This window comes from Microbacterium sp. LWH7-1.2, assembly GCF_038397755.1.
GTDB lineage: Bacteria > Actinomycetota > Actinomycetes > Actinomycetales > Microbacteriaceae > Microbacterium.
Genome location: NZ_CP151637.1, coordinates 1,580,875 through 1,602,159, shown reverse-complemented (window position 1 = coordinate 1,602,159; position 21,285 = coordinate 1,580,875). Strand labels below are relative to the sequence as shown.

General features: G+C 70.8%; 22 protein-coding genes and 1 pseudogene. 11 read left to right on the top strand and 12 right to left on the bottom strand.

The features are described from left to right. Positions 1–15: 15 nt before the first annotated feature. The 3 genes from MRBLWH7_RS07640 to MRBLWH7_RS07630 all read right to left on the bottom strand — a co-directional run bounded on the left by MRBLWH7_RS07640 (position 16) and on the right by MRBLWH7_RS07630 (position 3,601). Positions 16–966: an ABC transporter permease gene (locus MRBLWH7_RS07640; protein ID WP_342000765.1), complete on the bottom strand. Its 951-nt coding sequence runs from the start codon at positions 964–966 to the stop codon at positions 16–18. Further along, a complete protein-coding gene (locus MRBLWH7_RS07635) occupies positions 963–2,477 on the bottom strand; it encodes an ABC transporter substrate-binding protein (RefSeq protein ID WP_342000763.1) in 1,515 nt (504 codons plus the stop codon). The genes MRBLWH7_RS07640 and MRBLWH7_RS07635 overlap by 4 nt, the downstream gene beginning before the upstream one ends. Positions 2,478–2,644: 167 nt before the next feature. Next, entirely contained in the window at positions 2,645–3,601 is a 957-nt protein-coding gene (locus MRBLWH7_RS07630) for an alpha/beta hydrolase (RefSeq protein ID WP_342000761.1), read from the bottom strand. 67 nt (positions 3,602–3,668) lie between these two features. Here MRBLWH7_RS07630 and MRBLWH7_RS07625 point away from each other — a divergent pair, with 67 nt between their 5' ends. From MRBLWH7_RS07625 to MRBLWH7_RS07610, 4 genes are all read left to right on the top strand, one after another. After that, the gene (locus MRBLWH7_RS07625) at positions 3,669–4,178 is read left to right on the top strand and encodes a carboxymuconolactone decarboxylase family protein (RefSeq protein WP_310289493.1); all 510 of its coding nucleotides are present in this window, start codon (positions 3,669–3,671) and stop codon (positions 4,176–4,178) included. Further along, a complete protein-coding gene (locus MRBLWH7_RS07620; RefSeq protein ID WP_342000757.1) occupies positions 4,175–4,966 on the top strand; it encodes a tyrosine-protein phosphatase in 792 nt (263 codons plus the stop codon). The genes MRBLWH7_RS07625 and MRBLWH7_RS07620 overlap by 4 nt, the downstream gene beginning before the upstream one ends. Before the next feature lie 74 nt (positions 4,967–5,040). Further along, on the top strand, positions 5,041–5,517 hold the full coding sequence (locus tag MRBLWH7_RS07615; RefSeq protein ID WP_342000755.1) for an SIP domain-containing protein: 477 nt from the start codon (positions 5,041–5,043) through the stop codon (positions 5,515–5,517). Positions 5,518–5,674: 157 nt separating this feature from the next. Beyond that, a complete protein-coding gene (locus MRBLWH7_RS07610; protein ID WP_342000754.1) occupies positions 5,675–5,998 on the top strand; it encodes a hypothetical protein in 324 nt (107 codons plus the stop codon). A 63-nt stretch (positions 5,999–6,061) separates the two neighbouring features. Here MRBLWH7_RS07610 and MRBLWH7_RS07605 read toward each other — a convergent pair whose 3' ends face one another. The 4 genes and pseudogenes from MRBLWH7_RS07605 to MRBLWH7_RS07590 all read right to left on the bottom strand — a co-directional run bounded on the left by MRBLWH7_RS07605 (position 6,062) and on the right by MRBLWH7_RS07590 (position 10,342). Continuing rightward, positions 6,062–6,520, bottom strand: a complete 459-nt coding sequence (locus MRBLWH7_RS07605; RefSeq protein ID WP_342000752.1) for a Fe-S oxidoreductase — start codon at positions 6,518–6,520, stop codon at positions 6,062–6,064. Next, positions 6,517–7,419, bottom strand: a pseudogene (locus MRBLWH7_RS07600) (arginase family protein); the annotation flags it as partial. The gene MRBLWH7_RS07605 and the pseudogene MRBLWH7_RS07600, both read right to left, overlap by 4 nt. A gap of 52 nt (positions 7,420–7,471) precedes the next feature. Then, the gene (locus tag MRBLWH7_RS07595; protein ID WP_342000750.1) at positions 7,472–8,209 is read right to left on the bottom strand and encodes a PspA/IM30 family protein; all 738 of its coding nucleotides are present in this window, start codon (positions 8,207–8,209) and stop codon (positions 7,472–7,474) included. 99 nt (positions 8,210–8,308) lie between these two features. Continuing rightward, positions 8,309–10,342, bottom strand: coding sequence for a TPM domain-containing protein (locus MRBLWH7_RS07590; RefSeq protein WP_342000748.1), 2,034 nt, complete (start codon positions 10,340–10,342; stop codon positions 8,309–8,311). Between the two features lie 421 nt (positions 10,343–10,763). Between MRBLWH7_RS07590 and MRBLWH7_RS07585 the strand changes: the two genes are divergently transcribed. The 7 genes from MRBLWH7_RS07585 to MRBLWH7_RS07555 all read left to right on the top strand — a co-directional run bounded on the left by MRBLWH7_RS07585 (position 10,764) and on the right by MRBLWH7_RS07555 (position 18,378). Continuing rightward, positions 10,764–11,606, top strand: coding sequence for a DUF3097 family protein (locus tag MRBLWH7_RS07585; RefSeq protein ID WP_342000746.1), 843 nt, complete (start codon positions 10,764–10,766; stop codon positions 11,604–11,606). A 46-nt stretch (positions 11,607–11,652) separates the two neighbouring features. Then, positions 11,653–12,399: a tRNA (guanosine(46)-N7)-methyltransferase TrmB gene (trmB, locus tag MRBLWH7_RS07580; RefSeq protein ID WP_342000744.1), complete on the top strand. Its 747-nt coding sequence runs from the start codon at positions 11,653–11,655 to the stop codon at positions 12,397–12,399. After that, on the top strand, positions 12,396–13,760 hold the full coding sequence (locus MRBLWH7_RS07575) for an MFS transporter (protein ID WP_342000742.1): 1,365 nt from the start codon (positions 12,396–12,398) through the stop codon (positions 13,758–13,760). Before trmB ends, MRBLWH7_RS07575 begins: the two co-directional genes overlap by 4 nt. Before the next feature lie 30 nt (positions 13,761–13,790). Further along, the gene (locus tag MRBLWH7_RS07570) at positions 13,791–14,672 is read left to right on the top strand and encodes a CPBP family intramembrane glutamic endopeptidase (RefSeq protein WP_342000740.1); all 882 of its coding nucleotides are present in this window, start codon (positions 13,791–13,793) and stop codon (positions 14,670–14,672) included. A 238-nt stretch (positions 14,673–14,910) separates the two neighbouring features. Next, complete coding sequence (locus tag MRBLWH7_RS07565) at positions 14,911–16,524, top strand: M20/M25/M40 family metallo-hydrolase (RefSeq protein ID WP_342000738.1); 1,614 nt, start codon at positions 14,911–14,913, stop codon at positions 16,522–16,524. 397 nt (positions 16,525–16,921) lie between these two features. After that, on the top strand, positions 16,922–17,392 hold the full coding sequence (locus MRBLWH7_RS07560; protein WP_342000736.1) for a hypothetical protein: 471 nt from the start codon (positions 16,922–16,924) through the stop codon (positions 17,390–17,392). A 5-nt stretch (positions 17,393–17,397) separates the two neighbouring features. Further along, positions 17,398–18,378, top strand: coding sequence for a cation transporter (locus MRBLWH7_RS07555; protein WP_342001965.1), 981 nt, complete (start codon positions 17,398–17,400; stop codon positions 18,376–18,378). 40 nt (positions 18,379–18,418) lie between these two features. Here the strand turns inward: MRBLWH7_RS07555 and MRBLWH7_RS07550 are convergent, their stop codons facing one another. From MRBLWH7_RS07550 to MRBLWH7_RS07530, 5 genes are all read right to left on the bottom strand, one after another. Then, on the bottom strand, positions 18,419–18,682 hold the full coding sequence (locus MRBLWH7_RS07550) for a hypothetical protein (RefSeq protein WP_342000735.1): 264 nt from the start codon (positions 18,680–18,682) through the stop codon (positions 18,419–18,421). Positions 18,683–18,783: 101 nt separating this feature from the next. Beyond that, the gene (locus tag MRBLWH7_RS07545) at positions 18,784–19,122 is read right to left on the bottom strand and encodes an ATP-dependent DNA ligase (protein WP_342000733.1); all 339 of its coding nucleotides are present in this window, start codon (positions 19,120–19,122) and stop codon (positions 18,784–18,786) included. Positions 19,123–19,371: 249 nt separating this feature from the next. Further along, on the bottom strand, positions 19,372–19,962 hold the full coding sequence (locus MRBLWH7_RS07540; RefSeq protein WP_342000731.1) for a DUF6766 family protein: 591 nt from the start codon (positions 19,960–19,962) through the stop codon (positions 19,372–19,374). 2 nt (positions 19,963–19,964) lie between these two features. Beyond that, on the bottom strand, positions 19,965–20,090 hold the full coding sequence (locus MRBLWH7_RS07535) for a hypothetical protein (protein WP_342000729.1): 126 nt from the start codon (positions 20,088–20,090) through the stop codon (positions 19,965–19,967). A gap of 154 nt (positions 20,091–20,244) precedes the next feature. Then, the gene (locus MRBLWH7_RS07530) at positions 20,245–20,625 is read right to left on the bottom strand and encodes a RidA family protein (RefSeq protein ID WP_342000727.1); all 381 of its coding nucleotides are present in this window, start codon (positions 20,623–20,625) and stop codon (positions 20,245–20,247) included. Positions 20,626–21,285 lie beyond the last annotated feature (660 nt).

Genomic DNA, 21,285 nt, shown 5'->3' with positions numbered 1-21,285 from the left:
AGCTCGTCGAAGGGCTCACGGTGCCTCCCGCTGACGGGGGTCGATGACGCGGTGCACGAGGTCGACCACGAACCCGACGATGAGCACGAAGCCGGTCAGGGCCAGCAGCTCGCCCTGCACCTTCGGCAGGTCGCGCGCGGCGACGTCGGCGACGAGCATGCGGCCGATGCCGGGGAGGGAGAACAGCTGCTCGATCACGACGGCGCCCACGATGATGCCCGCGACCTGCAGTCCGAGCACCGTGATCACCGACAGGCCGACCACGGGCAGGCCATGGCGGATGAGCGCCTGGTCGCGGGTGAGTCCCTTCGCGGCGGCGGTGCGCACGAAGTCCTGCCCGACGGCCTGCAGTGTCGCGCTGCGCACGAACCGCAGCAGCATGGCGCCCTCGACGATGCCGATCGTGAGGGCGGGGAGCAAGAGCGAGCGCAGCGCCGCCCACGGATCGCTCCAGCCCGACCGCGGGAAGCCCTGCGCGGGCAGCCAGCCGAGCCACACCGCGAAGACGACGACGAGCATCATTCCCGCCCACACCACGGGCACCGCGGCGAGAGTCTGTGCGCCGACGCTGAGTCCCGTGCCCGCGGCGCGGCCGCGCCGCATCGCCGAGAGCACACCGAGCGGCACGCTGATCACGACGGCGATCGTGAGGGACAGGATGCCGAGGGGCACCGTCACCTCCGCCTTCTCGGCGAGTTCGTCCACGACGCTCGTGCCCGTCAGCAGGGACGTGCCGAGGTCGCCGCGGAACAGCCCGCCGATCCAGGTGAGGTACTGCTCCGGGAGCGGGCGGTCCAGGCCCAGCCGCTCCCGGATGGCCTCCTGCTGCTCGGGGGTGGATCCCACACCGGCGATGAGGTGCGCGATGTCACCGGGGAGCACGCGGAGGGTGACGAAGATCAGCACGCTGGCGACGAGAAGCCCGAGCAGGAGCAGGGCGAATCGGGTCAGCGTGTACCGGATCACCCGTTGCTCTTGGCGATCTCGGCCGCGTTCAGCCGCTCGTTCACGTTGACGGTGGGCATGCCCACGACGTTCCTGCCGATCGCGACGACGGAGGCTCCGTTGTACAGCCAGTCCGCCGCCGCATCCTCCGAGACGATGCGGGCCGCCTGCTCGAGCAGGTCCGCGGCCTCGGACTCGTCGGTGGCCGCGAGCGACTGGGCGTACAGGTCCTGCACCTCGGCGTTGTCGTAGGTGAAGTAGTAGTCCGGGTCCGCCCAGTTCTCGAAGTCGCGAGCCTCGGTGTGCAGCACGAAGCTCAGGTCGTAGTCGTGGTTCGTGTAGACGTCGGTGAGCCACGTGGTGAAGTCGACCGAGTCGACCTCGAGCGTGATGCCGACCTCGTCGAGGTCGGAGACCAGGATCTGCGGGATCGTCGTCGAGTAGAAGTTCGGGATGGTCAGCGTGAGCTCGAGGTCGTCCTCGTAGCCCGCATCCTCGAGGAGTTCCTTCGCGGCCTCGGGGTCGTACGGTGCGACGTCCGACAGGTCCTCGTAGCCGGGATCGAGCTCGGGGATCGGACCGTACTGGGTCTGGCCCGACGCGAGCGCCTCGATGATGGCGTCGTGGTCGATCGCCTGGCGGATCGCCTGGCGTACGCGCTTGTCGGCGAGGGGGCCGGAGGTCTGGTTGAACGCGAGCGTGCCCTTGTCGGTGGACTTGCCGAGCACGAGCGCGAAGTCGCCGTTCTGCTCGACCTGCTCCTTCAGGTTCGCGTCGAACCCGGTCAGCACGTCGACCTCACCTGCGAGCGCCGCGTTGAGCGCGGCCTGGTTGTCGGGGATGTAGTCGAACACGACCTCGGCGGCGCCCGACGCTTCGCCCCAGTAGGCGTCGTTGCGCTCGAGCGTGATGCTGTCGCCCTGGCGCCACTGGGTCAGCACGAACGGACCCGTGCCGTTGGCCTTGGTCTTGTAGTCGACGGTGTCGCCCTCCTTGAGGACGATGCCGGCCCGGCCGGTGAGGTTCCACAGCAGGCTCGAGTCGGGCTCGGTGAGGGTCAGCGTGATGTCCTGCCCCTCCGCGGTGATCGAGGTGACGTTCGCCAGACGTGAGGCGTCGCGCCACGCCGGCGTGTCGCGCCGCGTGGTGAGCGACCACACGACGTCCTGGGGGGTCAGCTCCTGGCCGTCGTGGAACGTCACGCCCTCGCGCAGCGTGAACGTGTAGGTGAGGCCGTCGGGCGAGACCGTCCAGTCCCTCGCGAGCGCGGGGACGACGTCCTGCTCGGGCGTGCGGGCGACGAGGCCCTGGTAGATGTTGTCGACGAGGATCTGGTCCAGCGCCGACCCCGCGGTCTCGCGGATGTCGAGGTTGCTGGGCTCGAGCACCAGCCGGATCGCGACCGAAGCGTCGGGATCGGGCTCGCCGGGCGTCGTCGGCGCGGCGCTTCCGCCGCCACCGCTGCAGGCGGTGAGGACGAGGAGACCGGCGGCCAGCAGCGACGCTGCGGCGAGAGCGGTGCGACGGAGCATGGATGTCCTTTCGGGGAGCGTCCCGTGTGCTGGGCGAGGCGCCGGGCTGCCCAGGGGGGTCGGGGCTGCCGGTGGGTATCAGCCTAGGGATTCCGCGGTGGCGTTCGGCAACCCGCTACCCGGAACGCAACAGAAGCGTTAATGCTTCCCCACCGGCGCCGCAGCGGTCATGCGACGGCGTCCATGGCGCGCAGCCGTGCCCCCAGCTCGAGCGGGATCTCCTCCTGCACGTTGTGCCCCGACGCGACGACGGCGACGGATGCCGCGGGCACACGTCGCTCGAATTCCGCGGCGTCCTCCTCCGTGACGTAGCCGCGCTCGCCGCGCAGGAGCGTCGTCGGGGCGGCGACGGCTGCGAGGTCCTCCCAGCCGGACTCGCCGAGCACCGAGGAGACCGCGTCCTGCTGCGCAGCCGCGCTCGCGGCGGCCGCGGGCGATGCCGATGCCGCGTTCGCCAGGCGCGCGAAGTGGTGCTTCCACTCGACGCGGCCGTCGGAGCGGATGCGGGAGTTGAAGAAGACGCCGCGCTCGGCCTTGCGGCGCGTGCCGCCGCCGAGTCCGAAGGCGAGTGCGCGGTCGACGAGTTCGTCGCGCGACGCCCAGTCGGCCGGGCCGGCGAAGAAGTCGCGGATCTGCCGTGCTCCGGCGTTCGGATCCAGGCCCGGCGTGATGTCGATGACGACGAGCTCGCGCACCAGGTCGGGTCGCGATGCCGCGACGGCTGCGGCGGTCAGCCCGCCCAGCGACTGCCCGACGAGCAGCTGTGGGGCGTCCGCCCAGGCGTCGATCCCCGCGGCCACGTCGGGTGCGAGGACGCGCGCGACGTACGCGGCGTCGTCGCGCCAGGACGAATCCCCGTGCCCGGGGAGGTCGATCGCCAGCGCGGGAAGTCCGAGCGCGAGGACAGTGGTGTCCCACGTGTGGGCGTTGAGTCCCGCGCCGTGAAGGAACGTCACGACGGGCGTGGCGTCGGGGGAGTCCACCGGGGTGTAGCGCAGCGCGCTCAGGGTGCGGCCGTCGGCGAGCGCGAGCGACAGCCGCTCGCCGCGGGGGACGGATGCCTCGATGCCGGCCTCCGCGGCCTGCTCGGGAAGGAACGAGAACTCGTCGATGGGGTCGCTCACCCGCTCATCATGCCCCACCCCGGCGACGCCCGGCCCCGCGCCCGCGTGCCCTCGGTAGTCTGGCGTCATGACGGCAGAACACCGCGTGCACCTCTCGCGGGCGGCGCGACCCGCCTACCAGGCGCTTTCGGCCTTCTCGAAGACCGTGGGCGGCATCGCCGCCGAGAACGGCATCGACGACCGGCTCAAGGAACTCGTGCAGATCCACGCGTCGCAGCGCAACGGCTGCGCGTACTGCGTGCGGGTGCACGTCGAGCGGGCGCTCGCCGCCGGCGTCACGGCGGACGACATCGCGCAGCTCCCGGTATGGCGCGAGTCCGGCGTCTTCTCCGATCGGGAGCGCGCGGGCCTCGAGCTCGCCGAGGCCTACGTCTACATCCACGAGGACGGCATCCCCGACGACGTCTACAACCGCGTCGGCGGAGTGCTGAGCGAGAAGGAGTACGTCGCCCTCAGTTGGATCCTGGTGTCGATCAATGCGTTCAACCGGATCGCCATCGCGGGCCGGTACAGCACGCCGCCCCGCGACGACCTCGTCGGCGAAGACAAGGACGCCGCCGCGGGCGCGGCGTGGTGACGGACGATCCGCCGTCGGTCGACCCGGTCGACCCGTCGGATCCCGCGCGGCCGGGCCGTCTGGCGTTCTCCGACCCCGTCGTTCCCGGCGCCGTGAACCTCCGCGATGTCGGAGGGCTCCGCGCGGGTGCGACGACCACCCGTTATGGCGTCCTGTTCCGCTCGGGAAACCTGGCACGGCTCGGCGCGAAGGGCGGGAGGGCCCTCGCCGGCCTCGGGCTGCGCCGCATCATCGATCTGCGCGCCGACGACGAGGTCGCCCGCGATCCCAGTCGCACCGCGGGCATGGACGTCGTGACCCAGCGTGTGCCGCTGTTCCTGGGCTCGGTCGACTCGTTCTTCCGGGACGACCTCAGTCTCGACGAGATGTACCGCCTCATCGTCGACGAATCGTCGGACAACGTGGTGGCGGTGGTGCGGGGCATCCTCGCCGACCAGCCGGTCCTCGTGCACTGCACCGCCGGCAAGGATCGCACCGGCGTCACCGTCGCGCTCACGCTGGCGGCAGCGGGCGTCGACGCCGACGAGGTCATCGCCGACTACGCGCGCACGGAGGCTCTGCTCCCGGCGCGACGCAATCGCTACGTCGTCGCACTGATCCGATCCATGCATCCCCGCGCGGTGAACGTCGAGGATCTCGTCGCGCGCTCGCCCGCGCCGGTGATGCACGCACTCCTCGCCGACGTCGACGAGCGCTACGGCTCGGCCGCGGAGTATCTGCGCACGCACGGGCTCGCAGACGACGAGATCGTGGAGCTTCGCCGCGTGCTGCTTCAGCGGGACGCCTAGGAACGAGGCATCCGTTTTTCACGGTCCGTAATGAGGTAAGGCGACCCTTCATCAGGGGTTATAGTGGAGGGGTCATGGTTCAGAACATCCAGCCTCAGAGTGCCGCGCACAACGCGTCGGCGTGCCGAGCGTCGCGTCACACGCGCGTCCAGCATCTGATCACGGCCGACGAGTCGTCGCTGGCCGAGCTCGAGGCCGTGCTCGCGACCCTGCCGATCTGCTCGACGGGCCGCGTCTTCATCGAGGTCCCTGACGCCTCATGGCTGGCTGAGATCACTGCGCCGAGCCGCATGGTCGTCACGTGGCTCGACCGCTCGCAGCGCTCGGGCGCCCCGGGCACCGGCCGGGGCTGCGCTTCGGGCGAGGCGCTGACGCGCGCCGTCACCGCGTGGGCCGACGAGATGCTGTGCACCGATGGTGACGAGACCCGCATCCACCTGCTGGGCGGCTACCTCGGCACGGCCGACATCGTCGACCACCTGGTCGAGCTCGGCATCCGCACGGACGCGATCCACACCCCCGCGCAATACGGCTTCGCCACCGCGCGCTGACGTCCCGCGCTCGTCCTGCCTCTCCGAGGCCGCTCGGCGGTCTCGAGACCCTAGGTACCAGGCCGGTATTCACCCCATTGACGGCGCCCGGGTCGAGGAGTTCGCTAGCGGCGGGCGGGCTCGACGCCCGCCCTTTTCTACTGGGAAGGGGCGCATCATGCGCAGGAAGATCATGCTGGGGTTCGCGGTGGGGGCCGTCATCGTGCTCGGCTCGGCGGGCGGCGCGTTCGCGGGTGAGTTCAATGCCAACGGAGACCCGACCGGCGCGCGGAGCAACGCGAACTCGCCGTGCGCGTTCTCCGGGCTGGAGGATCACGAGTCGGACGGCTCAGAGGTGGAGCGCGGAGTGACCCAGAACTGGGGGCAGTTCGACCAGGCGGACCGCAAGGCACTCAGCCTGAACGGCGGCGGTGCTTCCGACGTCGTCATCCCCGAACTGGGGGAATGGGGCTGCAACGCCCATCTTCACGGGCAGAAGTGACCGGCTGAGCGGCGCGGCCGGACCCGATCCGGTCGCGCTCCGCTGAGTCCCCGGGACATCCGGTCATGCCGCGCCGCGGGGAACGTAGTTGCCGTCTTCCAGGCCGGCCTCGATCTCGAACCGGTTGCGCAGCGGGTTGCGTCCGGCCAGCAGGTACAGCACGGGCATGAGCAGCCCGTAGCGCTGCCACTGGCGCTTGTGCACCGCCTCGTGCCGCAGCAGCGCGTCGGTGATGCGGCCGTCGCCGGTGAGGAAGCATCCGCCCACGCACGACCCGCCGCGCGGGAACGTCCAGCGCGGCATCCCGCGGAACACCCACAGGCCCTCGCGCTGCTGGACGGGTCCGGTGCTCCAGAGCGTTCCCCAGACCCACCCCACCGCGCAGCCGTACCAGTACCCGACGCGGCTGATGGGCGAGTCCAGCAGGAACGAGGGGAGGGCGTCGTCGATGCGCCGCCCCCGGATGACGGCGCGCTCGGCGGCGGCGCGCCACCCCGCGGGCGGCGTGGGGATGGGACTCACGCCAGCGCCCCGATCACGCGCAGGATCGCGCCCAGATCGTCGGTGGCTGCGGCGACCGACGCAGGGGAGTAGCCGGCGAGGGATGCCCCGACCAGCGGCACGCGCTCGCGCAGCCGCGCGACCGCGACGGTCAGCTCGGCCACGGTGACCCCGAACGGCTCGGGCTGGGCGTTGCCGGCGATCTCGGCGGGGTCGAGCGCGTCGATGTCGATGTGGACGTACACGGCGTCCGCACCGGTCGCCAGGACCGCGTCGGCAAGGGCGTCGCCATCGCGCAGCGCCTCCACCGTGAGGGCCGCGATGCCGCGCTCCGACACGAGCTCGAGCTCGGGGTCGTCGAACGAACGCGCCCCTCCGACGACGACTCGCTCGGCAGCGATCGTGCCTGCGGGCAGGGCCAGACCGGGGTCGCCGTCGCCGATCACGGCGCGCAGCGCCATGCCCGCGAAGGCGCCCGATGGCGACGAGTCCGGCGAGTTGAGGTCGGGGTGCGCATCGATCCAGACCACCGCGAGCCCGGGAGAGCGGCGGGCGGCGTGCGCGATGGGGGCGAGTGCGATGCCGCAGTCGCCGCCGATCGTGAGCACGGGCTCGTCGGGCGCGGCGGCGTCGTGGGCGTCCAGCGCCTGTGCGACCATCCCGCGCACGCGCTGCAGGGCGCTGAGGCGATGGATACCCGTGCCCAGCGACTCGCCCGCCTCCATGGGGACATCGAGCACGGTGGTGGAGGCCCGAGGGAGGTCTCCCGCGATCGCCTGGGCGCCGTCGATGAGCTGCATCGCGCGGGAGGACGGGCTTCCCTGCCACTGGGGGACCACGAGGTAACGCGTCATCCCTTCATCTTCGCGCAGACCGCGGGCTGCGGCATCCGTCCCGCTCGTCGTTCGCTGGCGGCATACGCAAGGGGCGCCGGATCCGCGCGGACCCGGCGCCCCTCGGCGAGCGGTGGGCTCAGTTCTCGATCGCGGCCTGCACCGGCGCGCCCGACTTGAGCGCGGCCAGACGGGCCTCGACCTCGGTCAGCTCCCCGACGTCCTCGAGGGCGTTGAACTGCTGGTCCAGGCTCGACGCGGCGAGCTCCTGCTTGCCGGCGGCGAGGGCCTCCTGGCGGCGCACCTTGTCTTCGAACCGGCCGAGCTCGCTCGTCGGGTCGAGCACGTCGATCGACTTGACGGCGTCGTGCACCTTGTTCTGAGCCTCGGCGGTCTTGGCGCGCGCGAGCAGCTCGGCGCGCTTGGAGCGAAGCTGCTCGAGCTTCTGCTTCATGCCGTTGAGGCCGTCCTTGAGCTTGTCGACGACCTCGTTCTGCGTCGCGATGGTCGGCGCGATCGCCTTCGCCTCGTTCTCCTCGCTGATCTGGCGCTGCAGCGCGATCTTGGCGAGGTTGTCGAACTTGTCGGCATCGGTGGTGTTGCCGGTCTTGCGCAGCTCGTCGGCCTTGCGGCTGGCGGCGAGGGCCTTGTTGCCCCATTCGGCGGCCGCCTGCACGTCCTCCTGGTGGTCGCGCTCGAGCAGGCGCAGGTTGCCGATGGTCTCCGCGATCGCCGACTCGGCGTCGGCGATCGAGTTCGTGTAGTCGCGCACGAGTTGGTCGAGCATCTTCTGCGGGTCCTCGGCAGAGTCGAGGAGTGCGTTGATGTTCGCCTTCATGAGGGTCGAGATGCGACCGAAGATGGACTGCTTCGCCATCGGATTTCCTTCCTGTCGGACTTCAGTTCGGGGTCGGTGAGTCTGGTCTGGAGACGGATGCCGCGGCCCGCTGCGCGCGGGCGGCTGCGCGGTTTCGGGTCAGAAGCGGCCACCTCCTCGGCGGGCGCGCGTGCCGCCGCCTCCGAAGCTACCGGGTCGCATGCCGCCCGACGAGCGCCCGCCGCCGCCCAGCATGCCGCCGAGGCCGCCGCCCATGCCGCCGCCCATGCCGCCTGAGGAGCGACCCCCGCCCAGCACGGAGTTGAGCACGATGCCGCCGAGGACGGCGCCGAGCATGCCGCCGCCGGACTGCCCGCCCTGCTGGCCGCCGCCGAACATGCCGCCCATGCCGCCGTCGAACGCGCCCACGTCGTTCTGCGCGAGCTGGATCGCCTGCCCCGCGAGCTGATCGGCGCGCTGCGCCTGCTGCATCGCCTGCTGCGGGTCGCTCGCCTGCAGCGCCTGCGCACGGGCGAGTGAGGCGCCGGCTTCGGCGAGACGCGTCCGCGCCTGGGCGCCGACCGCGCCGCGCCGCGCAGTGATGTAGTCTTCGGCGGCCGACACCTGAGCCTGCGCCTGCATCATGACCTGACCGACCATCTGACGTGCGCGCTGGGCCTGGACCTCGGCATCCCGCACGCCCTGCACGAGCGCGTCGATCTGCGTGTTCGCCGCTTCGAGGCTCTGCAAGGCCGCGAGCGGGCGCTTGGCGGCACCGGTGAGCTGGGCGCGGGCGGCGTCGAGCTGCTGCCTCGTCGACGCGATGACGCCTGCGATCCGTCCGTCGGCGTCGGGCAGGGCCGAGGCCGCCGCGATGTCGGACTCGAGTTCGGCCACGAGGGCCACGGCGTTGCGCTCACCCTCGGCGAGGTCCGTCGCGAGCTTGTCGATGGCGTCCTCGAGCAGCGTCGCCTGGCCGACGGCCTCTTCGGCGGCCCGGATGCCGACGGCGGCCTCGCCGCCGTCGCCCGCGCCGACCGCCACCTGCGCGGCGGCGAGCTGCTCGTCGGCGAACGCGAGGCGCTGCCGCGCCTGCTCGGGGTTGTCGACGACGGTCGCCAGCGCCTCGGGTGCGTACGCCGTCTGCAGACTCCGCAACCGGGACGCCGCCTGGTCGAGGGATGCCGCCGCCTTCGCCTTCGCGTCGTGCACGCGCGCGAGCGCCTCTGGGGCGTTCTGCTCGAGCTTGCGCAGCTCGTCGAACGCCGCGGCCTTCTCGTCGAGGAGTGCGTTGGAGGCCTCGCAGAGGGCGATGATCCGCTCGTTCCAGGCGCGCGCGTCCTGCTCGGAATCGGGGATGTGGTCCTCGAGCTTCTGCTTGAGTCCGAACGCCTCGTCGAGGCTCCGCTGCGCGGTCACGAGCGCGGCCTCGAACTCGGTGGTCGCGGCATCCCCGAACTGAGCCTTCGCGAAGCCCAGCTCCTGCGCGCTGGTCTTGATGGCGTCGTCGGTCTCGACGAGCATCGACGACGCGCGTCTCTCGAGGTCTTCGATGCTCGGCTGAGGCGGACCCGCGGGGCCGGCGGTCACGGCGCCCTTCTTGCGGCGGCGCAGGAACATCACGAGCAGAACGATGCCGACGCCGACCACGACGACGACGAGCAGCCACGTGAACCATCCGCTGCCGCCCGAGTCCGTGCCCGGGGCGCCGCTTCCACCGACGGCCTCGGTCATTCCGTCGGCCGCCGCATCCACGGCGCCGAGCCAGTCGTCCTGCCGGAGGGCGGGCTGGATCTGCTGCTGCTCGATCGCGGCGACCTGGTCCTCGCTCAGCGGCCCCGACGAGTCGGCCGACAGGTAGTACTGGCGGCCCTCGGTCGAAATCGCGAGGAGGTACTGCGTCGGACCCAGCCCGTTGTCGTCGGCGGTCTGGTTCGCCCAGTCCGCGGCGGCCGACGGATCGGAGAACTGGTCGACGTACACGGCCCACAGGTCGAGCCCGGTGTCGGTCTTGAGCTGCTCGAGGCGGCTCTGCGCCTCGGACTCCTCGCCCGGCGACAGCACGTCGGCGTCGTCGAGCACGTAGCCCGAGCCGAGCGTGACCGGGGGAGTCGCGAGCGCTGCTCCGGCGCCGATCGCCGTGACCGCGACCACCGCAGCGGACGCCAGCGCTGCAGCCCATCGCAGTCGCATCGATCCCCCCTCTGGGACTCGGGTTCCCCCTCCCGCGAGTCTATTCAGCCGCGGGGATACGACGATAGCCCACGGCCCCGACGCCTCATGTGTGTTCGCCGAGAACGTATCCGGAGGCATCTGCAGCCGCCATTTCGCGGATCCGGAATTCGGATTTTCTGACGCTTTCCGGACCCGCGCACCCGCGATGGCCCGGAAACGCGGCGACTGTCCGAATTCCGGATCAGTGAGCGGAGGGACGGATGCTGCGCTCCCGGCGTGCTGCGCCGGGCGCGGCCTGCGTGGGCGCCGCCCCGCGTGGCCGCCCCGCGTGGGCGCGGGTCGCGCACCGGCCGGACGCGGACGGCTCCCCGGCCGGGCGCGGGTCGCTCCCCGGCCGGGCGCGGGCGGGCAGGTAGCCTGGCCGATCCGGAGGAGGACCATGGACGATCGCTACGGCGCCGATGTGCTGGCCACGGGCTGGAAGGGCCACGGGGTGCGGGAGCTGCCGCGGGTGGCAGCATCCCGTGATCTCGTCGTCGAGGTGGCGGACGACGGCTTCTGCGGCGCCGTCGTCGGTGCGTCCGGCGGCATGGTGGAGCTCGAGGACCGCCGCGGCCGCCGCCGGCTGTTCCCGCTGGGCGCCGGGTTCCTCATCGACGGCAAGGACGTCGTGCTCGGGCCGCCCGCGCCCGCCGCCGCCCCGACCGGCCCGAAGCGCACCGCCTCGGGTTCGTTCGCGGCGGCGGAGTCGCGTGCGCGCGTCGCGCGGGCCAGCCGCATCCTCGTCGAGGGCCGGCACGATGCCGAGCTCGTCGAGAGGGTGTGGGGCGACGACCTCCGCGAGGAGGGCGTCGTCGTCGAATACCTGCAGGGCATCGACCTGCTCGACGCCGCGCTCGACGAGGAGCCGCCGTCGGCCGAGCGCCGCTACGGCGTGCTCGTGGACCATCTCGTGCCCGGCTCGAAGGAGTCGCGCATCGCCGACGCGATCGCGCGCGGCCGCCACGGCAGGCACGTGCTGATCGTCGGCCACCCGTGGATCGACGTGTGGCAGTGCGTCACGCCCCGCGCCGTCGGCATCGACCGCTGGCCCGACGTGCCGGGCGGCATCGAGTTCAAGGTCGGCGTGTGCCGCGCGCTCGGCTGGCCCGCACGCGACCAGGCCGACATCGCCCGGGCGTGGCAGCGCATCCTCGCATCGGTGAAGTCCTATCGCGACCTCGAGCCCGCCTTCCTCGGCCGCGTCGAGGAGCTCATCGACTTCGTCACCGTCCCCCGGTAGCTGTACTCTCGCGGGATTCGTGGGTCGCCCTGGGTAGCCTGGTGGGGTGACGAACCCTGCCACGCCCGCGCCCGAGCCCCGCACCTTCCGTGAGAAGCCGGTGTCGTTCGTACGGCGCAGCGGCAGGATGTCCGACGCGCAGGAGCGCGCGTGGAGCGAGCTCGCCCCGCACTTCGTGATCGAGGTGCCGCGCGACCGTGCGGCCACGAGCATCCTGCCGGACTCGACGATCGACCCCGCGGCGGTGTGGGGGCGCGAAGCGCCGCTCATCGTCGAGATCGGCTCGGGCCAGGGCCACGCGATCGTGCACGCCGCGACGTCGCGCCCTGACGCGGACTTCCTCGCGATCGAGGTGTTCCGGGCCGGACTCGCCCGCACCATGCTCGACGCCGACCGGGCGGGCGCGCGCAACCTGCGCCTCGTCGAGGCGAACGCGCCTGAGGTGCTGCAGCACCTGCTGCCCGAGGCATCCGTCGACGAGCTCTGGATCTTCTTCCCCGACCCGTGGCACAAGAAGAAGCACACCAAGCGCCGCCTGGTCGCGGAGGGCTTCGGCGCGATCGCGGCACGTGCGTTGAAGGACGGCGGGATGCTGCGGCTCGCGACCGACTGGGAGGACTACGCGCTGCAGATGCGCGAGGTCATGTCGGCGGCGCCGGATTTCGAGGCGACGTTCGAGGGGGAGTGGGCGCCGCGCTTCGACGGCCGCGTGCTCACCGCGTTCGAGCGCAAGGGCGCGCGCGTGGGACGCGACATCCGGGATCTGTCGTATCGCCGCGTCGCGAGGTCATGAGCGGACCCACCGGACCCGTGACCGGCCCGGTCCCGCTCCCGGGACCGACGCCCGACTCCGCGCGCGAGCCTCCGCCTCGTGAGGAGCCGCTGTCGAGCCGTGACCCGTGGCGGTTCGTCCGGCCCCTCGGCCACCGCGACTTCCGGATGCTGTTCGGCGCCGTCGTGCTGTCGATCTTCGGCGCGGGCATGTGGGCCGTCGTCATGGTCTACACCGTCATCGGCGCCGGTGGCGGGCCGGTCGAGCTCTCCGCCGTGGCTGCGGCGAACGCTGTGGGGTTGCTCGTCTGCGCGATCCCTGGCGGCATCGCGGCCGACCGCGTGCCGCGCCGCCTGCTGCTGCGCCTCGTCGAGCTCGTGAACCTGCTCGCGATCACGTCGGTCGCGGTGGCGGGCGTGTTCGGCGCGGTGACGATCCCGCACCTCGCGGTCGTGGCTTTCGTGATGGGTGCGGGTGCGGGCTTTTTCTTCCCCGCGTACAGCGCGATCCTGCCGCGCATCCTGCCGCCCGCTCAGCTGCTCGCGGCGAACGGGCTCGAGGGGGCGATCCGCCCCGCCCTCCAGCAGGCGGCGGGCCCGGCGACGGCCGGTGTGATCGTCGCGGCGGTGCTCGCGCCGGCGCATGCCGCGTGGGTGGTCGTCGCGGCGCACGCGCTGGCCTTCGTGCTGCTGCTGTTTGTGCGCCCCGAGCCGCCCGCCGCGCCGGGCGAGCAGCACGATGCCCCGGAGGGGGTGCGGGGCGTGCTCCACGACCTGCGCGAGGCCGTGGGATTCACGGTGCGCACGCCGTGGCTGCTGTGGACGCTGCTCTTCGCGACGGGGTGGGTGCTCGTGTTCGTCGGCCCCGAGGAAGTGCTGCTGCCGTTCGTCACGCGCGACCGCATCGGCGAGGATCCGCGCCTGTTCGGGTTCCTCCTCGCGATCTACGGCATCGGCGGCGTGCTCGGGTCGATCGTCGTGTCGTCGATAAAGCTCCCGCGCCGCTACCTCACGGTCATGATGGGCGTGTGGGGCCTCAGCACGCTGCCCTTCGCGATCGTCGGCATCACGCACCAGTACTGGCTGATGGCGCTGTGCCTGTTCGTCGTCGGCTTCGGCTTCAGCTACGGCAACGTGATCTGGGGCACGCTGCTCCAGCGCCGGGTGCCTCGCCATATGCTCGGCCGGATCTCGAGTCTCGACTTCTTCGTCTCGCTGGCCCTCATGCCGCTGTCGATGGCGCTCGCCGGACCCCTCGCAGAGGTCGTGCCGGTCGAGGTCATCTTCATCGCGGCCGGCGTGATCCCGCTGATCCTCGGCGCGCTCGCCTACGTCGTCGCGCGCATGTCGAAGGATGAGATCGACCACCCGCTCGACCACTGACCCGATCCGACCCGACCGGAGCCGCCGCGTATGCCCGCACATCCCGACGCCCCGCCCGCGCCGGCCGTCCGCACGTGGTCGTGGGGCCTCGCTCCCGCCCTGCTCGTCTGCCTCGCCGCCCCGGCGTTCTTCGTCGTGCGGGTGCCGTGGCTCGGGTGGGTGCTGCTGGCGGCAGGACTCGCCGTCGCGCTGCTGACGGAGCGGACGGATGCTGCCGCCCGGCCCTCGGCGCCGGGCGGCAGCATCCGTCCTCCCTCGCTCGTGCGCGACCTCTCGCTCATCGCCGTCGGCCTGCTCATCGTGAGCGCCATCCCGCTCAAGGCGGAGCTCGACAACCTCGCGATCGTGCGGTTCGCGCTCGCGCTGGGCGGTGCGGTCGCCGTGCCCTACGTGATCTCGCGGTGGCTGTACCGGGACCGCGCGATCCGGTTCCCGTGGCGCGGCGGCGGGCGGTGGACGCGGTTCCAGTGGACGTGGCTCATCGCCGTGCTGCTGCTCGGCTGGCTGATCCTGCCGTTCTACTTCATCACCTCGGGCGTGTACCTCAACTGGCCGGTCGTCGACACCCCGGAGCTCATCGCACGCCTGTTCGTCGGCGTCGGCGCGGTCGGCATCTGGGACGAGCTGTTCTTCATCTGCACCTGCCTCGCGCTGCTGCGTCGGCACTTCGCCTTCTGGCAGGCGAACGTCCTCCAGTCGGTGGTGTTCGTGTCGTTCCTGTGGGAGCTCGGCTACCAGGCATGGGGGCCGGTGCTCACCATCCCGTTCGCGCTGCTGCAGGGGTTCATCTTCATGAAGACGCGCTCGCTCGCCTATGTCGTCACGGTGCATCTGCTCTTCGACGCCGTCGTGTTCCTGGTGCTCGTCCACGCGCACAACCCGGGCATGCTCGACGGCCTCTTCTTGGTCTGACTCCGCACTGCGCCGTCTGGGCCACCCCTCGGCAGGACCCAGGCCTCACGAAGCTCTGGCCGTCGGTGAGCTTCGGCGTCGCGCTGGTCGCCGGCATGGGCGGACTGGATTCCCGGGCAATCATGAGAGCTCGATGAAAATCCCGGGTCACGGTCTGGAACGCGCGGCGCGCGTGTGTGAGCATCCCCGCAGGAAGCCGGTGACAGAGGGGTCCCCGGCGGAGAGGCTGACAATGCCCATGAGAACCAGGCGCGCCTGGGCCATCGCCACCGCGGTCGCCCTGACGTCCACCGTCGCACTGGCGGGACCCGCGTACGCGGCGCCGAACAACAACTCGGTGAAGAAGATCGAGAAGGCAGTGACGCTCGAGGGGGTGATGTCACACCTCGAGGCGTTCCAGGACATCGCGGACCAGTACGGCGACCGGGCGGCCGGCCGGCCCGGCTACCGGGCCTCCGTCGACTACGTCGTCGCGCAGCTCACTGCGGCCGGCTACACGCCGGAGGTGCAGGAGTTCACCTTCCCGTACGTCGACGACAACAGTGAGCTCATCAGGGTCACGCCGCAGCCGACGACGTTCGTCAACGGCACGGACTTCCTGCGCAACGAGTTCGACAGCGGGTCGCCCGAAGGCACGGCGACGGGGTCTCTCACCCCGGTCGGGCTGGTGATCCCCGCGGCCGCGCTTCCGCCGAACAGCAACACGAGCGGCTGCGAGGCGGCCGACTTCGCCGGGTTCCCGGCCGGTGCTGTCGCCCTGCTCCAGCGGGGTACGTGCGGCTTCGCCGTCAAGGCGCTCAACGCGCAGGCGGCCGGGGCGTCGGCGGCGATCATCATGAACGAGGGGCAGCCCGCGAGCCCCGGCGTCGCCGACCGCACCGGATTGATCCGCATGATCGGCGATGCGACCGGGCTCACGATCCCGGTCGTGGCAGTCACCTCGGCCGTCGGCGAGAACCTCGCGTCCACGCCCGGCGCCACCGTCACTGTCACAGTCGACTACGACAGCGAACCGCGGCCTGCCTGGAACGTGCTCGCCGAGACGGCGACCGGCAACGACGACAACACCGTCATGGCCGGCGCGCACCTCGACAGCGTGCAGGACGGCGCGGGCATCAACGACAACGGCTCGGGGAGCGCTGCGCTGCTCGAGACGGCCATCCAGATGAAGAAGACCAAGCCCAACAACACGGTGCGCTTCGCGTGGTGGGGTGCCGAGGAGGAGGGTCTGCTCGGCTCGGAGCACTACGTCGCCGAACTGTCGGACGAGGAGGCGGCGGACATCGCGCTGTACCTCAACTTCGACATGATCGCGTCGCCGAACTACATGTTCGGCATCTACGACGGTGACAACTCCGGCGGCACGGCGGCACCGGGCTTCATCCCGGAGGGGTCTGCCGAGATCGAGGACGTCTTCGAGGCGTTCTATGACGGCCGCGGTCTGCCGTCGCAGGACAGCGAGTTCTCGGGACGATCGGACTACGGCCCCTTCATCGCCGTGGGCATCCCGGCGGGCGGACTGTTCACGGGTGCGGAGGTGCCGAAGACGGTGGCCGAGGCCGCGCTCTACGGCGGTGTCCCCGGTGCCGCGTACGACCCGTGCTACCACCAGCCGTGTGACAACCTCGCCGGCGCGGGTCAGGACGTCGCACTCTACGACGCGCTGCGCGAGGACTACGACCTCGTGGGCAACATCAACACGTTCGCGCTCGACGTGAACGCCGATGCCGTCGCGGCGGCGGTCATGACGTTCGCGTTCGACACGTCGACCGTGAACGCCGTCAGCTCGCCCGGCAAGTCGCACGGCGCGGGCAAGAGCATGGACGCGATGAAGGAGCGCTTCGCACAGTGATCGAACGGATGCTGCGCCCCGACGATCTGCGCCGGGGCGCAGCATCCCTCACCCTCAACCTCACATCGAGACGAGTTCCGTGGGAACACTTGACGACGGGGTCCGTGAGGAGGACATTCGATCTTGCGAAGAGAAAACAGAAACGTAGGACCCGAAAGGGACCCGGAACACAGAAACCCAACATCGCACTGACGATCCCCCCGGCGCTTCGGCACCGAGGGGATCATCGTTTTTGCGCCGGCACCGTCGGGGCTCTCGTCGAAGCCGGAGCCCCGGCGAGGCGCGAGGGCGTGCCGCGCCCCTCGCCGCGGCTGTGACAGCAGCGGCGCGCTAGCAGGCACGTGCGAGGGGGTCAAGGCGCTCCCGAGCGGTCCCCGGGTCGGATGAGACTCGAGGCATGAGCCGGTGGCGTCGCGCGTGGAGTGCGCCCCTGCTGGTCCTGACACTGTGCGTCGCGGGATGCGGCATCACCGTGCCGAGCGATCCGCAGGGGACGCTGGATCGCGTGCGCGGCGGTGAGTTGCGCGCCGGCGCGTCGGCATCAGGGGAGCTCGTGACGATCGACGGATCTGACGTCGGGGGCACGCTCGCCGACATCGTCGAGGAATTCGCCGCGTCGATCGACGCGAAGGTCACCTGGACGGTCGGCAGCGAGGAGGATCTGGTGGACGGGCTCGAGGCGGGAGACCTCGATCTCGCGATCGGCGGCATGACCGACGCGAGCCCGTGGTCGACCAGGGTCGCGGTCACCCGCGGCTACGACACCATCCCCGGTGCGAGCGCCCCCGTCGTGCTGCTGGTGCCCCTCGGCGAGAACGCGTGGCAGGCGGCCATCGAGGGGTACCTCGACAAGGAGGCGGCGCAGTGAAGACGATGGGCCGCACCGACCTCCCCTCGACGCAGCAGAAGGCGCTGCGCAGCGCGATCCGCTGGGAGTGGTTCACCATCGGCTACAGCATCGTCACGATCGGGTTGATCGCGCTGGTCGTGGGCGGCTCGCAGGCCATGAAGACCGCGTGGATCGAGGACATGCTGTCGCTGATCCCGCAGATCTCCTTCCTCGTGGCGCTGATCTTCATCAGGCGAGCGCCGACGCGGGCGTTCCCCTTCGGTCTGCACCGCGTCATGGGCGTCGGCCATCTGGTCGCCGGGGTGGCGCTGCTGGCCGTCGGCGGCAACCTCGCCTACGAGGCGATCAGCGGCCTGGTGCGCGCGGACCACCCCTCGATCGGCACGGTCGTCGTGTTCGGGCAGACGATCTGGCTGGGCTGGTTCATGGTCGCCGTGATGACCATCACCGTCATCGGGCCGTTCTTCTACGGGCACGCCAAGGCGAAGCTCGCGCCGAAGCTGCACAACAAGGTGCTCTATGCGGACGCCGACATGGCCAAGGCCGACTGGACGTCCACGGCAGCCTCGATCGTCGGCGTGCTCGGGGTCGGCGTCGGCCTGTGGTGGCTGGACGGGGCGGCCGCCCTCTTCATCTCGATAGGGATCGTGTGGGACGGCTGGCGCAACTCGCGCGCGGCCGTCCTGGATCTCATCGACCAGCGGGCCCGCACGGAAGACGACGCCCGGCCCCATCCCCTCATCACCCGCATCGCGAACCGCGTGGAGGAACTGCCGTGGGTGCGCGAGGCCGCCGTGCGCATGCGCGACATGGGTCAGGTGTTCCACGTCGAGGTGTTCGTGGTGCCGACGCACGACGACGTGCGCCTCGGCGAGATCGAAGAGGCACGCGAGGCGGTCGCCGCCCTCGACTGGAAGGTGCAGGACGTCGTCGTCATCCCGACCTCGACGCTGCCCGACGAGGCGGAGCCCGCCGGCGAGCGCAGATCGCACCGCGACGCCTGAGCGACCACGTCACGCGGGGCCGCAGCATCCGTTGCGCCGGTCAGCCGACGAAGGGCGGACCGCCGCCCGACCAGATCGCGTCGGGACTCAGCACCGGCAGCTCGTCGGGAATCGGGATGATCGCGAGCGGAACCCCCGGCATCAGCAGCAGATAGGCGACGCGCATCTCGCCCTCGCCGTCGTTGACCTCGAGCCAGTAGGGGCCGCCGGCGAGCCCGGCCTCGATCTCGTCGCGCAGGTCCTCGAAGCGGCGCCCGCCGATGCTGTAGTGGTCTCCGCCGTAGTAGATGTCGATCCGCTTCATCACCACTCCCATCGCCGCGGCCCATCTCAATGCCGTCGTGCAGTGCCCGCGAAGCGCCTTGACAGGTCGCCCGCGGAGGTCTACCTCGGGCCCGGCTCTCGTCAGCCGGCGAGGTCGTGCTCCTCGGCACCGTCGGCGTGCGGCATCGCCGGCTCGGGGACGAGGTACAACCCCGTCGGAGAGTTCGCCGTGTATGCCAGCGCGTCGATCCATGCCGGATTCAGCTGCGGTTTGCGACTGCCGTAGAACTTGTACACCAGCGAGCATCTCGGATGGATCCACACCGTCGTGCGTCCGTCGCCGATGCTGGCGTCGTCGCGCCACGTGAAGTGGAACGGCTCGCCCCGCCGCAGCTTGGTTCCGATCACCAGCTGAAGATGCGCCAGGGTCCTGTCGTCGAAATCGACCTTGACGGTCCCTTCGTAGATCAACTTGCCCATCAGGGGCCTCCCTGGGGAGATGTCGGCGGCCGAAGCGCTGGGGGTCGCAAAACGGAGGACGCCGATCCGCTCCGCTCCTCATGGTCCTCTGCTCGGAGGACGCGAGCCAGCCCTTGACAGGATCTCCTCGACCCGCAACATGCCCGGATCTGCGACGTCACTCGCTCTCCACCGATGACTCGTGGTGCGGCGCTCCGACCGGCTTTGACTCGCTCGAGCCGCGCTGCCGCAGGAAGATCGACAGCGCGATCATGGCGCCGACGGCGAGGAACTCCGACTGCCAGTTCTGAAGCGTCCGGTTCCAGAAGTCCGGAGTGACGAGGTACTCGGCCCAGGTGATGGCCGGTTGCCGTGCTCGGCGTTCTCGGTGTTCATCACGACGGTGCCCGCGAGCGACTGCGCCAGCCACGAGAGTACGAAGACGCCCCCCATCACCAGCAGCAGCGAGTTCGAGAAGATCGCGAGACGGATGCCGCGCACCCGCGCCCACTCGGGGGAATCCGCTCGTGCGTGCTCCGCGACGAGCTGCTCCTCATCGCTGCCTGGCCCCTCATCGCCCGGCTTCTTCGACTCGGGGGAGCCGCGCTGCACCAGCCAGATCGTCGCGGCGATGAACAGGGTGAACTGCAGGAACTCGGACTGCCAGTTCTCGGCGACGTCGACCACGAAGTCCGAAGACGTGAGGTACGCGCCGAACCCGAGCGGTGCAAGGCCGTGCTCCTGCAGCCGCTCGTTGCCCTCGAGGAATCCGGCGATCGCCTGGCCGGCGAGGGCGAGCACGAACAGTGCACCGAACGCGAGGCTCAGAGCGTTGTCACGGAGCGGTCGGACCGAGCGCATGCTCATCGCCCCACCAGCGGGATCGTGATCATGTAGGCGAGGCCGAGAGCGAGGCACACGATCCACGACCAGAACACGAGGGCCTCGCCGCCGGTGTCGTCCTTCTCCTCGGGTGTGGAATCCACCATGTCCGACTCCTCTCGTGCGGGCGAGCATCACGTGATGGGTCCCAGATTGCGCCGGCGCGGGGCGGAGAGGAACGGGCTTGACAGCCTCGCTGCGACCATCCAGCGGAGCCGGCCCGACCCTGCTGAATGGTGCGGACCGCTGCCGCGACCTCGGCTACGCGGTGACGGCGGTCATTCGTATGGACACCAGGATCCCGGGCAGCTCGACGCCGAGCTTCGCGACGTACCGCGCGGGTGCGGCCGACGGGAACCAGCGCGCGTACTCCTCATTGAGCCCGGCGAAGTCCTCGGGTCTCGTGAGGAGGACGCCGATCTCGACCACGTCCTCGAGTTCCGCCCCGCCCGCCTTCAGGATCGCCTCGCAGTTCGCGAGCGCCTGGCGGGTCTGTTCCTGGATGGTGTCACCGGCGAGGGCCCCGGTGCCGACGTCGAAGCCCACGACGCCGGAGACGTAGACATGCGTGCCGGCGCGCACAGCCTGACTGTACAGCGGCGAGCTCGGAGCGTCCGGCGTGGTGATGATCTCTCTGGGCATCGCGAACCTCCTCGTTGCGCGCGAACCCCGCTGCCGTGCATGGTGTCAGAAGATCGCACGTGGTGCCAGGGACACATCGCGGGCGCTCGGCGCGAAGGCAGTGGAGGTGGGCATACAGTCGGTGCGTGGTCAGGGGACGGTATGCCGCCGACCGCGACACGCTCGCGGGATCCGACGATGCGTCCCTGCGCTTCTTGGCGCGTCGAGACCTCCGCGGTGAGGACCCGACATCACCGTCCATGCGCACCCTCCGCAAGAGCATCCGCGGATCCGTCCGGGTGCGAGCTCTGCTCGCGGGACGGGCGCGGGTCGGCGCGAGCACGTACCGCAAGTGGCAGGGCGCGCACTGGGTCGCGATGCACCTCGCGACGCTCGGCTGCCCCGGCGGTGATCCGGAGGTGGATCGCATCATCGACGAAGTGCTCGCTCAGTGGACCGCCCCGCATTACCTCGCGGACCGGGAAGTATCGAGAGTGAGCTCGGGTCAACAGTTCGTCCCCGTCGTGGCGGGCAGGGCGCGACGATGCGCCTCGCAGCAGGGCGGCGCCCTGTGGGCTGCGATCCTGCTCGGCTACCGTCGCGATCCGCGCGTGGACGTCCTGGCCGATCGTCTCGCACAGTGGCAATGGCCCGACGGCGGCTGGAACTGCGACCGCCGAC

Excerpts from the sequence above, each read along its gene's own strand:
- MRBLWH7_RS07540 (WP_342000731.1), bottom strand. The coding sequence starts at position 19,962 with ATGCGCTCGGTCCGACCGCTCCGTGACAACGCTCTGAGCCTCGCGTTC.
- MRBLWH7_RS07570 (WP_342000740.1), top strand. The coding sequence starts at position 13,791 with ATGCCCGCACATCCCGACGCCCCGCCCGCGCCGGCCGTCCGCACGTGG.
- MRBLWH7_RS07595 (WP_342000750.1), bottom strand. The coding sequence starts at position 8,209 with ATGGCGAAGCAGTCCATCTTCGGTCGCATCTCGACCCTCATGAAGGCG.
- MRBLWH7_RS07565 (WP_342000738.1), top strand. The coding sequence starts at position 14,911 with ATGAGAACCAGGCGCGCCTGGGCCATCGCCACCGCGGTCGCCCTGACG.
- MRBLWH7_RS07610 (WP_342000754.1), top strand. The coding sequence starts at position 5,675 with ATGCGCAGGAAGATCATGCTGGGGTTCGCGGTGGGGGCCGTCATCGTG.
- MRBLWH7_RS07545 (WP_342000733.1), bottom strand. The coding sequence starts at position 19,122 with ATGGGCAAGTTGATCTACGAAGGGACCGTCAAGGTCGATTTCGACGAC.
- MRBLWH7_RS07615 (WP_342000755.1), top strand. The coding sequence starts at position 5,041 with ATGGTTCAGAACATCCAGCCTCAGAGTGCCGCGCACAACGCGTCGGCG.
- MRBLWH7_RS07625 (WP_310289493.1), top strand. The coding sequence starts at position 3,669 with ATGACGGCAGAACACCGCGTGCACCTCTCGCGGGCGGCGCGACCCGCC.
- MRBLWH7_RS07550 (WP_342000735.1), bottom strand. The coding sequence starts at position 18,682 with ATGAAGCGGATCGACATCTACTACGGCGGAGACCACTACAGCATCGGC.
- MRBLWH7_RS07575 (WP_342000742.1), top strand. The coding sequence starts at position 12,396 with ATGAGCGGACCCACCGGACCCGTGACCGGCCCGGTCCCGCTCCCGGGA.
- MRBLWH7_RS07635 (WP_342000763.1), bottom strand. The coding sequence starts at position 2,477 with ATGCTCCGTCGCACCGCTCTCGCCGCAGCGTCGCTGCTGGCCGCCGGT.
- MRBLWH7_RS07530 (WP_342000727.1), bottom strand. The coding sequence starts at position 20,625 with ATGCCCAGAGAGATCATCACCACGCCGGACGCTCCGAGCTCGCCGCTG.
- MRBLWH7_RS07555 (WP_342001965.1), top strand. The coding sequence starts at position 17,398 with ATGGGCCGCACCGACCTCCCCTCGACGCAGCAGAAGGCGCTGCGCAGC.
- MRBLWH7_RS07560 (WP_342000736.1), top strand. The coding sequence starts at position 16,922 with ATGAGCCGGTGGCGTCGCGCGTGGAGTGCGCCCCTGCTGGTCCTGACA.
- MRBLWH7_RS07535 (WP_342000729.1), bottom strand. The coding sequence starts at position 20,090 with ATGGTGGATTCCACACCCGAGGAGAAGGACGACACCGGCGGCGAGGCC.
- MRBLWH7_RS07585 (WP_342000746.1), top strand. The coding sequence starts at position 10,764 with ATGGACGATCGCTACGGCGCCGATGTGCTGGCCACGGGCTGGAAGGGC.
- MRBLWH7_RS07590 (WP_342000748.1), bottom strand. The coding sequence starts at position 10,342 with ATGCGACTGCGATGGGCTGCAGCGCTGGCGTCCGCTGCGGTGGTCGCG.